We start from the raw sequence: 15,154 nt of genomic DNA on the forward strand, positions 1-15,154 counted from the left end.
GTACCGGCGCCGACCACCGCTCAGGGGCGGGGTGCCACCGTGTGACGGACGCGGTGGTCGGCGCCGGAGACCGGGGTGACCTCGACGGTCGCCGGGACCCCGTCGACCCGGCACACGACCGTCGCGCCCTCGGGCACCGGCGGGCAGCGCGGGGACGGTCCGGCGGACCGGGACCGGCCGGAACTCCGCAGAACCACCGGGCCCTATCCTCACCCCATGGGTGACGCGGCGGAACGGTGGCGGGAACGCCAGCTCGGCCGCGGGATCCCCGACCACGTCCTCCGGTACGCCCCCGCCGACCCGTGGACCCACGACCCCGCCGACTTCACCCCGCCCGCGGAGCCGGCCGACACGCCGTCGCACCGGGCGGCGCGGGCGATCGCCGAGCGTGCCGCCGCGTGGACCTGCGCCGGGGCGTCGGTGCTCGACGTCGGCTGCGGGGGCGGGGACGCCGTGTTCGGAGCGGCGTGGCCCGAGCCGTCGCCGGTGGCGCGGGTGGTCGGCGTCGACCGGCAGGCCGACATGCTGGCGGTGTTCGCCGCGGCGGCCCGCGCCCGGGACCTGCCCCACGGCACCGTGCACGGCAGCTGGCCCGACGCGGCCGGGGACGCCGGGCGGCACGACGTCGTCGTCTGCCACCACGTGCTGCACAACGTCGTCGACCTGCCCCCGTTCCTCGCCGCGCTGACCGGCGCCGTCCGCACCCGCGGCGGGATCGGCGGCGTCGTGGTCGAGATGCTGACCGAGCACCCGCTGGCCTGGCTGGACCCGCTGTGGGAGCGCTTCCACGACGTGGTCCGGCCGCCGTCGGCGACCCACGACGACGCCGTCGCGGTGCTGCGCGAACAGCAGGGCGTCGCCCCGGAGGTCCTGACCTGGACCCGTGCGGCCCGCCTGCCGCACGACGCCGCCTGGGTCACCCGCCGGCTCTGCCTGCCCGCCGACCGCGTCGAGGAGGTCGCCGCCGCGCTGGTGGACCTCCCGCCCCGGCGCACCGACGCCGTCACCCTGACCTGGTCGCCCTGAGCAGGGGGCCCCGGTGAGTCTGGAACTGATGCTCGGCATCTCCGCGGGGGTGCTGCTGCTCGGCGTGCTCGCGGTGCGCGTCTCGGTGCGGCTCGGCCTGCCGTCGCTGCTGCTCTACCTGGGCATCGGCGTGCTGCTCGGCGAGTCCGTGCTGGGCATCCGGTTCGACGACACCGGCCTCACCGAGTCCCTCGGCCTCACCGCGCTCGTGCTGATCCTCACCGAGGGCGGGCTCACCACCCGCTGGTCGGCGGTGCGGCCCGCGCTCGGGCTCGGGCTGCTGCTGTCGACGCTGTCGGTGCTGGTGTCGATCGCCGTCGCGGGCGGGCTGCTGCACCTGCTGCTCGACCTGGAGTGGCGCACCGCGCTGCTGTGGGGCGCGGTGCTGTCCTCCACCGACGCCGCAGCGGTGTTCTCCGTGCTGCGCGGGGTCGCCGTCCCGCAACGGCTCGCCGGGACCCTGGAGCTCGAGTCCGGGATGAACGACGCGCCGGTGGTGATCGCCGTCGTCGTCCTGGCCGGGACCGAGGCCATCAGCTGGACGACGCCGCTGCTGGTCGTCTACGAGCTCGTCGCGGGCGCCGTCGTCGGCGTCCTGCTCGGGCTGGGCTCGGCCTGGGCGCTGCGCCGCGCCGCGCTGCCGTCGACCGGCCTGTACCCGCTCGCGGCGATCGCGTCCTGCCTGCTGGCCTTCGCCGCCGGGCAGGGCGTGCACGCCTCGGGGCTGCTCGCCACCTACTGCGCCGCGCTGGTGCTGGGGAACTCCCGGCTGCCGCACCGCAGCGGTGTCGTCTCCTTCGCCGAGGGCACCGGGTGGATCGCCCAGATCGGGCTGTTCGTGCTGCTCGGCCTGTACGCGGTGCCCGAGCGGCTGCCCGCCGCCGTGGTGCCCGCGCTGATCTGCGCGGCGGTCGTCCTGCTCGCCGCGCGGCCGCTGTCGGTGGCCGCCGCCGCACTGCCGTTCCGGGTGCCCTGGCGCGAACAGGCGTTCCTGTCCTGGGCGGGGCTGCGCGGAGCCGTGCCGATCGTGCTCGCCCTCGTCGCGGTCACCGAGGGCGGCGGCCAGAACCAACGGCTGGTCGACGTCGTGTTCGTGCTGGTCGTGCTGCTCACCCTGGTCCAGGGCACCAGCCTGCCCTGGGTGGCGCGGCTGCTCGGGGTGGTCTCGCGCACCGACACCCGCGGCGTCGAGGTCGACGCCGCCCCGCTCGACGAGGTCGACGCCGAACTCCTGCAGGTGAAGGTGCCCCCCGGGTCCCGGCTGCACGGCGTCTACCTGCGCGAGCTGCGGCTGCCCCGCGGGGCCACGGTCAGCCTGGTCGTACGCGACGCCGAGGCGTTCTCCCCGGGCGGGGACACCCGGCTGCGCGAGGGGGACCAGTTCCTCGTCGTCAGCACCCGGGAGAACCGGGAGGACACCGAGCGGCGGATCCGCGACGTCGACCGCGGCGGCAAACTGGTCCGCTGGCACGAGGGCCGGGGCCGGCCGAGCGGGCGGGCCGGCTGACCGGCCGGTCGGCGGTGTCGGGGCGACCCGCATAATCACGGGTGTGAGTGCCGACCCCCCACCCCCCACCGCGCCGATCGACCCCGCCGTACGACGGCGCGGTGTGGCGCTGCTGGCGGGCATCGCCGCGGTGTGGCTGGCGCTCGACCTCGTCACCAAGATCGCCGCCGTCGCCACGCTGGAGGGGCAGCGGCCGGTCACCGTGATCGACGGGTTCTTCTACCTCACGCTGCTGCGCAACCCGGGCGCCGCCTGGTCCATGGCCACCGGCTACACCTGGGTGCTGACGATCGTCGCCGTGGTCGTCGTCGGCGTGATCATCCGGATCGCGCGGCGGCTCGCCTCGACCGGTTGGGCGATCGGTCTCGGCCTGGTCCTCGGCGGCGCGCTGGGCAACCTGGTCGACCGGTTCTTCCGCGCACCCGGACCGATGCGCGGGCACGTCGTGGACATGCTGGCCTTCTTCTCCCCGGACGGGAGCGTCTTCCCCGTGTTCAACATCGCCGACACCGGCATCGTGTGCGGCGGCATCCTGCTGGTGCTGATGGCCGTGCGCGGCATCGAGATCGACGGGAGCCGCGAACGTGGGTGAGGTACGCAGCATGCCGGTGCCCGACGGGCTGGACGGCATGCGGATCGACGCCGGGCTGTCCCGGCTGCTGGGCCTGTCCCGGACCGTCGTCGCGACCCTGGCCGAGTCCGGCCGGATCTCGGTCGACGGCCGCGAGGCCGGCAAGTCCGACCGGCTGCCCGGCGGGTCCTGGCTGGAGGTCGAGCTGCCCGACGCCCCGGCACCCGCGGTCATCGAGGGTCCGGCGGAGGTCGTCGCGGGCCTGACGGTGCTGCACTCCGACGACGACATCGTCGTCGTCGACAAGCCGGTCGGGGTGGCCGCGCACGCCTCCCCGGGCTGGACCGGGCCGACCGTGACCGGCGGGCTCGCCGCGCTCGGGTTCCGGCTGTCCACCTCCGGCGCCGCCGAGCGGCAGGGCATCGTGCACCGGCTCGACGTCGGCACCACCGGGGTGATGGTCGTCGCCACCTCCGAGCACGCCTACACCGAGCTCAAGCGGGCCTTCAAGGAACGCACCGTCGACAAGCGCTACCACGCGGTGGTGCAGGGGCACCCGGACCCGTCCTCGGGCACGATCGACGCCCCGATCGACCGGCACCCGCGCCACGACTACCGGTTCGCGGTGATGCAGAGCGGCAAGCCCAGCGTCACCCACTACGACACCATCGAGGCGTTCCGCTCGGCGAGCCTGCTCGACGTGCACCTGGAGACCGGGCGCACCCACCAGATCCGGGTGCACTTCTCCGCGCTCCGCCACCCCTGCGTCGGCGACATCACCTACGGCGCCGACCCGACGCTGGCCAAGCGGGTCGGGCTGTCCCGGCAGTGGCTGCACGCCCGCACGCTCGGGTTCGCCCACCCCGCCGACGGTCGGCACGTCGAGTTCACCAGCCCCTACCCGGCCGACCTCGACGCGGCCCTGGACGTCCTGCGGGACTGAGCGGCGTGAGGGGGCTGAGCACCCGCGCGCTCGCGTGGATCGCCGCGGTCATGGCGGTGGTGTTCCTCGGCGCCGTCTGGGCCGCCGGGTCCGGGCCGTCGGCCGGGCCCCCGGCGGCGACGGGGTCGGTGCGGCTGGGTCCCGACCCCGGCCAGGACGTCGCCGGCTACCTCGCCGGGCTGCCCGCGACGCTGCCCGCACCGGGGGTGTCCGTGCCCGCGCTCGTGCAGTTCACCCGCCCGCTGGCCCCGTCCGACGCCGCGGCCGCGGGCTCCGGGACGACGACCACGACCGCGGTGTTCCGGGTGCCGTTCGACCGGGTGCAGACCGCGCTGCGGTTCGAGCCGGTCACCGGCACCGGGGACCCGTCGGCCGCGCTCGGCGTCGCCCGGGAGCGGGCCGCCTACGCCGCCGAGGCCGACGCCGACCGCGCCACCCGCGACGGTGGGGGAGCGGCCACCCCGGAGGCCCGCGCGGCACTGACCCGGCGGGCCGCCGTGGCCGCGGCCGAGCGACGCGCGCTCGCCGACCCGGGCTGCGCCTGCGTGGTCGCGCTGGTCGTGACCGCCGACCGGGCCGGGCTCGAGGCGCTCGCCGCGCGCCCGGGCGTGCGCGGCGTGCAGGCCGCGCCGGCCGGGACCAGCGCACCGGAGCTCGCGCTGTCGCCGCTGCTGCCCGAGCAGACCACCACCGCGAGCCCGCCGCCCGACGACGGTCCCGTCCCCTGAGCCGCGCCCGTCCCCGAGCCGCGTTCCCGGCCCTCGTCAGGCCCGGGTCCTCGTCAGGCCCGGGTCCTCGTCCGACCCGGGCCCCGGCCGGCCGCGGACCTCGTCCGGCCTCGCGGTCTCCGGCCGGCCCCGGCCTCCGGGCACCCCCGGGCTTCCGCCCGCCCGGACCCGGCCCCGTCCGGCCGCGCGGCCCCGGTCGCCCCGGCTGCCCGCCCATGATCAGCACAACCGAGCCGATCGGTGCCGGATGTGGCACCGATCGCTGCACGCGTGGCGATCACGAGCCCGACGGTGCCCGGGGTCGGCGGACCCCCTGATCGCAGTGCACGACAGTGCACGACCGTCGCTGCCGCCGGGTCCCGGGGGACCGGTCAGCCCAGCACCCCGCGCTCGCGCAGCACCCGCACGGCCCGGGCGGCGCCCTCCCATCGGTGGGCGTCCCAGCCGTGCGCGGACGCGGCGCGGACGTTGTCGACGCGGTCGTCGAAGAACAGCACCTGCTCCGGTGCGGTGCCGAACTCGACGTCGGCGCGCCGGAAGATGTCCTGCGACGGTTTCGCGGCGCCCACGTCGGCGGAGAACAGCAACCGGTCGAACGGGCTGCTCCAGGCCGCGGCGCGCACCGCGGAGGCCAGCCCGCGCGGCGCGTTGGACAGCACGGCGAGGCGCACCCGGGCCCGCGCGAGGTCGGCGATCAGCATCGACAACGACGGCGGCAGCGTCGACCAGAACGTGACGTCCACCCGCTCGGCGGCGTCCATCCGGGCGCGCTCGGGTGCCAGGCCCAGGTCGGCGCAGACGGCGGTCCAGTAGCGGTCCGGCGGGTCGCCCAGGTCGTGCCGGGCGCGGTGGCGCCAGTACGCCTCGCGCAGCACGGGTTCGGGCACGGCGAACACCCCGGCCAGCCGGCGCTCCAGGCCCGCGGACGGCACCAGCACCTCACCGAGGTCGAACACCACCGTGGTCGGCGGTGTCGTCGGCTCGGGGGCGGTGGGCATCGTGGCCCGACCCTAACCCGCCGCCGGACCGTCCGCGACACGCCGTCGTCCGGGGTGGACAGGGGGTGAGCAGGCCCGACACGCGGAGCCCGATCGTGCCCGGCCGCCGTCGCCGGAACCGTCGGACCCCACCGTTACGCTGGGCCCCTCACCGATCCGGTCGGTCCGGACCCGCAGGGTCCACCGGCTCCGGCGAGCGGGCCCCGCCAGGTCCGCGCACCGGCGCCGATGTCCCTGCCCGTCCGCGCCGCCGGCCCGGTGTCGGCACGTCCGCCCCGACGGGCGTGCGCACCAGCGGAGGTCCGCGCCGTCCCAGCGGCGCGGGAGAGGAGCGCGGGACACACATGGGCAGTGCCGGATCCGGGAGTCGCTCCTTCGTCCATCTGCACACGCACACCGAGTTCTCGATGCTGGACGGTGCCGCCCGGCTCGACGACCTGTTCTCCGAGGCCGCCAAGCACGAGATGCCGGCCATCGCGATGACCGACCACGGCAACGTCTACGGCGCCTTCGAGTTCTGGCGCAAGGCGAAGGCGCACGACGTCAAGCCGATCATCGGCATGGAGGGCTACCTCGCGCCCGGGTCGCGGCACGAGCGCAAGCGCACCGCGCTGGGCAACGGCAGCGAGAACAACCCCGACCTCATGTACACCCACATGACGCTGCTCGCGGAGAACACGGAGGGGATGCACAACCTCTTCCGGCTCTCCTCGCTGGCCAGCCTCGAGGGCTACTACTACAAGCCGCGTATGGACCGCGAGCTGCTGGAGAAGTACGGCAAGGGCCTGATCGCGACGACGGGCTGCCCGTCCGGCGAGGTCGCGCGCCTGCTCCAGCAGCACGACTTCGACGCCGCCTGCCAGGCCGCGAGCGACTACCGCGACATCTTCGGGAAGGACAACTTCTTCCTGGAGCTGATGGACCACGGCATCGAGATCGAGAAGCGGGTCCAGGAGGACCTGTTCCGGCTCAAGGACAAGCTCGACCTGCCCGGCCTCGCGACGAACGACCTGCACTACACCTACCCGGACGACACCAAGGCGCACGAGGTGCTCCTCTGCGTCCAGACCGGCAAGACCCTCGCGGACCCGAACCGGTTCAAGTTCGACGCGCAGGACTTCTACCTCAAGTCCGCCGCCGAGATGCGCCGGCTCTGGGACCCGATCCACCCCGAGGCCTGCGACAACACGCTGCTCGTCGCCGAGCGCTGCAACATCGACTTCACCACCGGCCAGGACCTCCAGCCCAAGGCGCCCGTCCCCGAGGGGGAGACCGAGGAGTCCTGGCTGATCAAGGAGGTCGAGCGGGGACTGCACATGCGGTTCCCCGACGGCGTCACCGAGAAGTACCGGCAGCAGGCCAACTACGAGGTCGGCGTCATCATCAAGATGGGCTACCCCGGCTACTTCCTGGTGACCGCGGACCTCATCCAGCACGCCAAGTCGGTCGGCATCCGCTGCGGCCCCGGCCGTGGGTCGGCGGCGGGCTCGCTGGTCGCCTACGTCCTGGGCATCACCGACCTCGACCCGATCCGGCACAAGCTGATCTTCGAGCGGTTCCTGAACCCGGACCGTGTGTCGATGCCCGACATCGACATGGACTTCGACGAGCGGCGGCGCGGCGAGATGATCCGCTACGTCACCGAGAAGTACGGCGAGGACCGGATCGCGCAGATCATCACCTACTCGACGATCAAGGCGAAGGCCGCGATCAAGGACTCGGCGCGGGTGCTGTTCGGCCAGCCCGGCTACTCCGTCGCCGACCGCATCTCCAAGGCCATGCCGCCCGCGGTGATGGGCAAGGACATCCCGCTGTCGGGCATCTTCGACCCGTCGCACAAGCGGTACTCCGAGGCGACCGAGGTCCGCGCCCTCTACGAGGCGGACCCGCAGGTCAAGGAGATCGTCGACACCGCGCGGGGCCTCGAGGGACTGAAGCGGCAGTGGGGTGTGCACGCCGCGGGCGTGATCATGTCCTCGACGCCGCTGATCGACGTGATCCCGATCCAGCGCCGCGAGTCCGACGGCGCGATCATCACGCAGTTCGACATGGGCGTCTGCGAGACCATCGGCCTGCTGAAGATGGACTTCCTGGGGCTGCGCAACCTCACCATCCTCGACGACGCCCTGGAGAACATCGAGCTCAACGGCAAGCCCGCCGTCGACCTGGACGAGGTCGAGCTCGACGACCGCACGACCTACGAGCTGCTCTCCCGCGGGGACACCCTGGGTGTGTTCCAGCTCGACGGCGGCCCGATGCGGGACCTGCTGCGCCGCATGGCGCCCAGCGAGTTCGAGCACATCTCCGCGGTCGGCGCGCTGTACCGCCCGGGCCCGATGGGGGCGAACGCGCACAACGACTACGCCGACCGCAAGAACGGCCGGCAGGAGATCACGCCGATCCACCCGGAGCTGGCCGAGCCGCTCAAGGACGTCCTCGGTGAGACCTTCGGCCTGATCGTGTACCAGGAACAGGTCATGTCCATCGCGCAGGTGCTGGCGGGCTACACGCTCGGCCAGGCGGACCTGCTCCGCCGCGCGATGGGCAAGAAGAAGAAGGAGATCCTGGACAAGGAGTACGCCGGCTTCGCCCAGGGCATGAAGGACAACGGCTACTCCGCCGACGCCGTCAAGACGCTCTGGGACATCCTGCTCCCGTTCTCCGACTACGCCTTCAACCGCGCCCACTCCGCCGCCTACGGCGTGGTGTCCTACTGGACGGCCTACCTCAAGGCGAACTACCCGGCCGAGTACATGGCCGGCGTGCTCACCTCGGTGCGCGACGACAAGGACAAGGCCGCGGTCTACCTGGCGGAGTGCCGCCGGATGGGCATCACGGTCCTCCCGCCCGACGTCAACGACTCGGTGCGCAACTTCGCGCCGGTCGGCGACGACATCCGCTTCGGCCTCGGCGGCATCCGCAACGTCGGGCACAACGTCGTCGACGCGATCGTCGCCGCGCGGCGGGAGAAGGGGAACTTCGTCGATTTCTCCGACTTCCTGCGCAAGGTCGACGCGGTCGTCTGCAACAAGAAGGTCGTCGAGTCGCTGATCAAGGCGGGTGCGTTCGACTCGCTCGGCCACTCCCGCAAGGGCCTGCTGCTCGTGCACGCCGACGCCATCGACGCGGTGATGAGCACCAAGAAGGCGGCCTCGCTGGGCCAGTTCGACCTGTTCGGGTCGCTGGACGGCCCGGGCGAGGGCGACGACGGCGGTCTCGGTGGCATCTTCGACGTGAAGGTGCCCGACGAGGAGTGGGACACCAAGCACAAGCTCGCCGTCGAGCGGGAGATGCTCGGCCTCTACGTGTCCGGGCACCCGTTGCAGGGCCTCGAGCAGGCGCTCGCCGCGAAGTCCGACACCTCGATCGCCGACATCGTCGAGGGCTCGGTCGCCGAGGGTGCGCAGGTCACCGTCGGCGGCATCCTCGCCAACGTCAACCGCCGGGTGAACAAGAACGGCGAGCCGTGGGCGTCGGCGCAGATCGAGGACCTCGCCGGCGGCATCGAGGTGCTGTTCTTCCCGCGGGCGTACCAGGTGGTCGGCGTCGACGTCGCGGAGGACGCGATCGTGCTGGTCAAGGCGCGGGTCAACAAGCGCGACGACCGCGTCTCGCTGATCGCGAACGACCTCGCGGTGCCCGAGCTGGCCACCGGCGAGGCCGGGCTGCCGATCCGGGTCAGCCTGCGCACCGACCAGTGCACCCCCGAGCGCGTCGCGAAGCTCAAGGAGGTGCTGACCCACCACCCCGGTACGTCCGAGGTGCACCTGACCCTGGTCTACGGCACGAAGATGACGGCCCTGCGGCTGGACGACTCGCTCAAGGTCATGCACACCTCGGCGCTGATGGGGGACCTGAAGGCCCTGCTCGGTCCCGGCTGCCTCGGCGGCTGACCGCCCACACCCCTCCCCGGGCGTCCACACCCGTTGCCACGGGGGTGGCCGCCGGGCAACGGGTGTGGGTGCGGCGCCGACCGGCCCGTGCCGCCGGCGCGCGACGGGTGGCCCGGGCGTGGCGTGGTGTCGCGGTGGGCAGGGCTCAGGCCCGGCGGGCCAGGTCGGCCCAGGCGGCGCGGGCGGGGGCGTCCCAGCGCTCGTGCAGCGTGGTGAACAGCTCCGCCGCGCGGGACCCGGCCCACTGCTCGGGCAGCAGCTCGGCGGGCAGCTCGGGGTCCAGGAACGGGAACCGTCGCCAGGCGTGGACCAGACGGACCTGGCGGGCGAGGACGTCGCCGCCGTCGTCGGCGTCGGACGCGCCGGCCCCGCGATCGGAGGCGGCCGCGGCGGACGCGTCGCAGGCCGGGTCGAGGTGGGGGCCGAACTCGTCGAGGAACTCCGAGTAGGCCCGTTCCACGACGTCGAGGTCCCAGGCCTGGGCCACGATGTCGTCGGCGCGGCCGATGCCGCCGTAGTGCCCGACGAAGGAGTACCCGGACCCGGCGAGGTCGAGCTCGTCGAGCACCGCCGCGACCTGGGCCTCCTTGCCGGGGTCGGGGCTGACCCACACCCCGGGGGCGGGGGAGCCCAGCCCGGCCCAGGCCAGCCGGGTGCGCAGCCGGTGGCGCAGGCGCCGGCGGGATTCCGGGACCGAGGCGAGCAGGACCAGCCAGCGGCCGTCCCAGCCGGTCGTCGGACGGCCGAAGCCGTAGATGCGGGCGGCGCCGTCGGACAGCAGCTCCGACCCGGCGGGGGTGAGCGACCAGCGGACCCGGCGGCCGTCGCGGTCGGAGGTCAGCAGACCCTCGCCCGCGGTGCGGGCCAGCGCCTGGCGGGCCGACTTGGCCTCCACCCCGAGCGCGCCGAGCACGTCGAGCAGGGCCCGGGTCCAGACCGGTTCCCCGGCCGGGAGGACGAACTCGCCCAGCACGGTGAGCAGCAACGATCGGGCGGAGGTCTGCCCGAGCTCGCGACGGCGCAGGGCCGACCCGTCGGGCCCCTCCGGCTCGTACACGGAGTCGGGCGTGGCCATGGTCGGGCCAGCGTAGAGGGTCGGCACTAGCGTGGGCGTCCGTGACCACCGCAGGCCCCGGGCGTGTCCCGGACCCGACCCTCTCCGGATCCCCGCTCGACACGGGGGCACTGCTCGCCACCGACCGGGACCACGTCTGGCACCCCTACGCGCCGATGCCGGCGACCCGGGCGCCGATCGTCGTGGAGTCCGCGCAGGGGGTGCGGCTGAGGCTGCCCGACGGCCGTGAGCTCGTCGACGGGATGTCGTCGTGGTGGTCGGCCATCCACGGCTACCGCCACCCGCGGCTCGACGCGGCGGTGCGCGACCAGCTCGGCCGGATGAGCCACGTGATGTTCGGCGGCCTGACCCACGGCCCGGCCGTCGACCTGGCCCGGCTGCTCGTGGACGTCAGCCCGGAGGGGCTGGAGCACGTGTTCCTGGCCGACTCCGGTTCGGTGTCGGTCGAGGTCGCCATCAAGATGTGCCTGCAGTACTGGCGGTCCCGCGGCCGCCCCGGCAAGCACCGGCTGATGACGTGGCGGCGCGGCTACCACGGCGACACGTTCGGCGCGATGAGCGTCTGCGACCCCGACGGCGGCATGCACTCGCTCTGGTCCGACGTCCTCCCGCAGCAGGTGTTCGCCGACGCCCCGCCCGAGGACTTCACCCACGACTACGTCGCCCATCTCGCCGAGCTCGTCGAGACCCACGCCGACGAGCTGGCCGCGGTCGTCGTCGAGCCGGTGGTGCAGGGCGCCGGGGGGATGCGCTTCCACGACCCCCGCTACCTGCACGTGCTGCGCGAGCTGTGCCATGCCCACGACGTGCTGCTCGTGTTCGACGAGATCGCGACCGGCTTCGGCCGCACCGGCGAGCTGTTCGCGGCCGACCATGCCGCCGTGGCCCCGGACGTGATGTGCGTCGGCAAGGCGCTGACCGGCGGCTACCTGACGATGGCCGCGACCCTGTGCAGCACCCGGGTGGCCCGCGGCATCACCGACGGCGAGGCCGGTGTGCTCATGCACGGGCCGACGTTCATGGGCAACCCGCTCGCCGCCGCCGTCGCCCACGCCTCGGTGTCGCTGCTGCTCGAACGTGACTGGCGGCGCGAGGTGAAGGACGTCGCCGCCGGGCTGCGCGCCGGGCTGGCCCCCGCCCGGTCGCTGCCGGGCGTGCGGGAGGTCCGGATCCTGGGCGCGATCGGTGTCGTCGAGATGGCCGAGGAGGTCGACGTCGCCGCCGCGACCGCCGCCGCGGTGCTCGCCGGGGTCTGGCTACGGCCCTTCCGCAACCTCGTCTACGCGATGCCGCCGTTCGTCAGCAGCCGCGACGACGTGGCGCTGATCGCCGCCGGGATGCGGGCCGCAGCCCTTGCCGGGCAGCGGGACCAGCGCTGAGACCGTGATCCGGACCACCGATCCGGTGGACTTCGGTGTGTTCCACCTCACGTTACGCAGAGGTGAACGACGCTGACCGGGCGTTTCGTCGTGGACGTCCGAAACGATGAGAAGCGCTCTCATCATGATCCGTTTCCGTGGTCGGGGTGAAACGGTGTCGGCCGATCGCATTCGTCCGGTCGGCCGCACCCGCTCCGCCGGTCGCGCACCGCGCGACCCGCCTCAGTCGACCGCACCGTCGCGGTCCGGCGCCCCCCACGGACCGACACGGAGGATCCGGTGCCCACGCGCAGTCACTCCAGCACCACCAGCCCCACCAGTAACACCGAACACCGTGTGGAGGACCACGAGCACGCCCCGGCCGAGTCCGGCCGCGGTGAGCACTCGCCGCCGGGCGGCTCCTGGTTCGGCCGCACGTTCCCGCACGCCCGGGCGGATTTCTCCGCCTCGATCGTCGTGTTCCTCGTGGCGGTACCCCTCTCGCTGGGCATCGCCGTCGCCTCCGGCGCCCCGATCCTGGCCGGCCTCATCGCCGCCGTCGTCGGTGCCGTCGTCGCCGGTCTGCTCGGCGGCTCCAGGCTCCAGGTCTCCGGTCCCGCCGCCGGTCTGACCGTCATCGTCGCCGAGCTGGTCAACACCTTCGGCTGGCAGGTCACCACGCTGATCACCGCGGGCGCCGGTGTCCTGCAGATCGTCTTCGGGCTGACCCGGCTGTCCCGGTTCGCCCAGGCCATCCCGCCCGCCGTCGTGCACGGCATGCTCGCGGGCATCGGCGCCACCATCGCCCTCGGCCAGCTGAACGTCGTGTTCGGTGGTCAGGCGCAGACCGGCGGCGTCAACTCGATCGCCGCGCTGCCCGGCGCGATCGCGAACCTGTCCTGGCCCGCGCTGCTCCTCGGCGGCATCGTCATCGCGATCATGCTGACCTGGAACCGGCTGCCCGCGAAGCTGACCGTCGTCCCGGCCGCGCTCGTCGCGATCGTCACGGCCACCGTCGTCTCCCTCGCCTTCGCCGACGTCGTCCGGGTGCAGCTGGGGGGCTCGCTCCTGGACGCGCTGTCGCTGCCAGCGCTGCCGGAGTCGAACTGGGGTGGCGTGCTGTTCGGCATGCTGACCATCGCGCTGATCGCGAGCGTCGAGTCGCTGCTGTCCGCCGTCGCGGTGGAGCGCATGAGGCCCGGGACCCGCACCGACACCGACCGCGAGCTGCTCGGCCAGGGTGCGGCCAACACCGTCTCCGGCATGATCGGCGGCCTGCCCATCACCGGCGTGATCGTCCGGTCCGCCGCGAACGTCAAGGCCGGTGCCGAGACCCGCGCGTCGGCGGTGCTGCACGGCGTCTGGATCGCGTTGTTCGCGATCGTGCTGATCGGCGTCATCGAGCTCATCCCGATGGCCGCGCTGGCCGGTCTGCTGGTCATGATGGGTGTCGGGCTGGTCAAGCCGGCCGAGATCCGCACCGCGCGGCAGCACGGTGAGCTGGCCATCTACGCCGCCACCCTGCTCGGCGTCGTGTTCCTGAACCTGCTCGAGGGCGTCGTCCTCGGGCTCGTCCTGGCCGGGCTGATGCTGCTCTGGCGCGCCGTCCGGTCCCGCCCGCACCTGGAGCAGGCCGACGACGGCAGCTGCGAGCTCGTCGTCGAGGGCTCGCTGAGCTTCCTGGCCGTGCCGCGGCTGTCCCGCGAGCTGAACTCCGTCCCGCGCGGCTGCGACGTCACCGTCCGGCTGGTCACCGACTACCTCGACCACGCCGCCTACGACCACCTGCTCGCCTGGAAGGCCCGCCACGAAGGCACCGGCGCCACCGTGACCGTGATCGAGCCCGAGCAGGCCCGCCGCGCCACCGCGCCCGGCGCCGGCTTCCTGACCTGGGGCGAGTGGCAGGGCAGGGAGACCGAGGGGCGCGCGTCGGGGACGCTGATGGCGGGCGTCGCCGCGTACCACGACAACACCTCCGAGGCGATCCTCCCGACCATGACCGGGCTCGCCGACGGGCAGTCCCCGTCCGCGATGATGATCACCTGCGCCGACTCCCGGGTGCTGCCGCACGTCATCACCCACAGCGGTCCGGGCGACGTGTTCACCGTGCAGAACGTCGGCAACCTCGTCGTCGGGCCCGGTACCGCGGCCGCCGTCGAGTTCGCCACCGGCACCCTCGACGTCCCGATCGTCGCCGTCTGCGGCCACTCCGGCTGCGGCGCGATGCAGGGGCTGCTCGCCGGCGGCGCGAACGGGGACTCCGCGCTCGGCCAGTGGCTGCGCGAGGCGCGGCCGGTGCTGCGTGCCTACGAGAACGGTCACCCGGTCGCCGTCGCCGCCGCGCGGGACGGTTTCGGCGAGGCCGACCAGCTGGCGATGGTGAACGTCACGATGCAGCTGGAGATGCTGCGGGCGCAGGACTCCGGCGCCGAGGTGCTGGGCCTGTTCTACGACATCCGCAGCGCCCGTGTGCTCGTCCTCGACGAGGACGCGGGCCGGTTCGTCGAGCCCCGCGCCGACCTCGGCGCCGGGGGCTCGGACCTCGACCGGATCGCCGCCGGACACGGGCACGGGGTCACCGCCGCCGCGGCCCGCCGGCTGCTGAAGGTCTGAGCCCGCATCCGGGAACAATCCGCACCCACGACGTCGTTGGGGACCGTATGGCCACCGTGGAACTGACCACCGACAACTTCGACGACGTCGTGGGCGCGCCCGGGACGACCGTGCTCATCGACTTCTGGGCGTCCTGGTGCGGGCCGTGCACCCAGTTCGCCCCCGTCTACGACGCCGCCTCCGAGAAGCACCAGGACGTGACCTTCGGCAAGGTCGACACCGAGGCCCAGCAGGCGCTGGCCGGCGCGTTCGGGATCTCCTCGATCCCGACCGTGATGGCCGTCCGCGACGGCGTGGTGCTCTACTCCGAGCCGGGCGCGCTGCCCGCCGAGGCCCTCGAGGACCTGATCGGCCAGGTGAAGGCGGTCGACATGGACGAGGTCCGTGCCGCCGTCGCCGAGCAGGAGAAGCAGCAGGGCGAGGCGCCGCAGGCCTGACCCGG

12 protein-coding genes are annotated in these 15,154 nt (G+C 73.7%); 9 read left to right on the forward strand and 3 right to left on the reverse strand.

From position 1 onward, the window contains the following. Window positions 1–20: 20 nt before the first annotated feature. Window positions 21–197, reverse strand: a complete 177-nt coding sequence (locus tag ATL51_RS28760) for a hypothetical protein (RefSeq protein WP_167410055.1) — start codon at window positions 195–197, stop codon at window positions 21–23. A 19-nt stretch (window positions 198–216) separates the two neighbouring features. Between ATL51_RS28760 and ATL51_RS26140 the strand changes: the two genes are divergently transcribed. From ATL51_RS26140 to ATL51_RS26160, 5 genes are read left to right on the forward strand one after another with little or no spacing between them, the layout of a single operon-like run. After that, window positions 217–1,026 (forward strand): class I SAM-dependent methyltransferase, encoded by an 810-nt coding sequence (locus ATL51_RS26140; RefSeq protein ID WP_073573912.1) that lies wholly within the window; start codon window positions 217–219, stop codon window positions 1,024–1,026. 28 nt (window positions 1,027–1,054) lie between these two features. Continuing rightward, complete coding sequence (locus ATL51_RS26145; protein WP_100880950.1) at window positions 1,055–2,533, forward strand: potassium/proton antiporter; 1,479 nt, start codon at window positions 1,055–1,057, stop codon at window positions 2,531–2,533. Window positions 2,534–2,576: 43 nt separating this feature from the next. Further along, a complete protein-coding gene (gene lspA / locus ATL51_RS26150) occupies window positions 2,577–3,125 on the forward strand; it encodes a signal peptidase II (RefSeq protein ID WP_073573910.1) in 549 nt (182 codons plus the stop codon). Window positions 3,126–3,135: 10 nt separating this feature from the next. Continuing rightward, window positions 3,136–4,047, forward strand: a complete 912-nt coding sequence (locus ATL51_RS26155; RefSeq protein ID WP_062404557.1) for an RluA family pseudouridine synthase — start codon at window positions 3,136–3,138, stop codon at window positions 4,045–4,047. 5 nt (window positions 4,048–4,052) lie between these two features. Beyond that, entirely contained in the window at window positions 4,053–4,775 is a 723-nt protein-coding gene (locus ATL51_RS26160) for a hypothetical protein (RefSeq protein WP_083658015.1), read from the forward strand. 371 nt (window positions 4,776–5,146) lie between these two features. Here ATL51_RS26160 and ATL51_RS26165 read toward each other — a convergent pair whose 3' ends face one another. Then, on the reverse strand, window positions 5,147–5,773 hold the full coding sequence (locus ATL51_RS26165; RefSeq protein WP_100880241.1) for an HAD-IA family hydrolase: 627 nt from the start codon (window positions 5,771–5,773) through the stop codon (window positions 5,147–5,149). Window positions 5,774–6,117: 344 nt separating this feature from the next. Here ATL51_RS26165 and dnaE point away from each other — a divergent pair, with 344 nt between their 5' ends. After that, the gene (gene dnaE, locus ATL51_RS26170) at window positions 6,118–9,666 is read left to right on the forward strand and encodes a DNA polymerase III subunit alpha (RefSeq protein ID WP_100880242.1); all 3,549 of its coding nucleotides are present in this window, start codon (window positions 6,118–6,120) and stop codon (window positions 9,664–9,666) included. 145 nt (window positions 9,667–9,811) lie between these two features. Here the strand turns inward: dnaE and ATL51_RS26175 are convergent, their stop codons facing one another. Continuing rightward, complete coding sequence (locus ATL51_RS26175) at window positions 9,812–10,741, reverse strand: PaaX family transcriptional regulator (protein WP_100880243.1); 930 nt, start codon at window positions 10,739–10,741, stop codon at window positions 9,812–9,814. Between the two features lie 110 nt (window positions 10,742–10,851). Here ATL51_RS26175 and ATL51_RS26180 point away from each other — a divergent pair, with 110 nt between their 5' ends. The 3 genes from ATL51_RS26180 (at window position 10,852) to ATL51_RS26190 (ending at window position 15,149) form a co-directional block, all read left to right on the forward strand. Further along, window positions 10,852–12,120 (forward strand): adenosylmethionine--8-amino-7-oxononanoate transaminase, encoded by a 1,269-nt coding sequence (locus ATL51_RS26180; protein ID WP_100880951.1) that lies wholly within the window; start codon window positions 10,852–10,854, stop codon window positions 12,118–12,120. A 279-nt stretch (window positions 12,121–12,399) separates the two neighbouring features. Continuing rightward, on the forward strand, window positions 12,400–14,712 hold the full coding sequence (locus tag ATL51_RS26185; RefSeq protein ID WP_100880244.1) for a SulP family inorganic anion transporter: 2,313 nt from the start codon (window positions 12,400–12,402) through the stop codon (window positions 14,710–14,712). Window positions 14,713–14,759: 47 nt separating this feature from the next. After that, window positions 14,760–15,149: a thioredoxin family protein gene (locus ATL51_RS26190; RefSeq protein WP_020623876.1), complete on the forward strand. Its 390-nt coding sequence runs from the start codon at window positions 14,760–14,762 to the stop codon at window positions 15,147–15,149. Window positions 15,150–15,154 lie beyond the last annotated feature (5 nt).

The organism is Pseudonocardia alni, assembly GCF_002813375.1.
Lineage (GTDB): Bacteria > Actinomycetota > Actinomycetes > Mycobacteriales > Pseudonocardiaceae > Pseudonocardia > Pseudonocardia alni.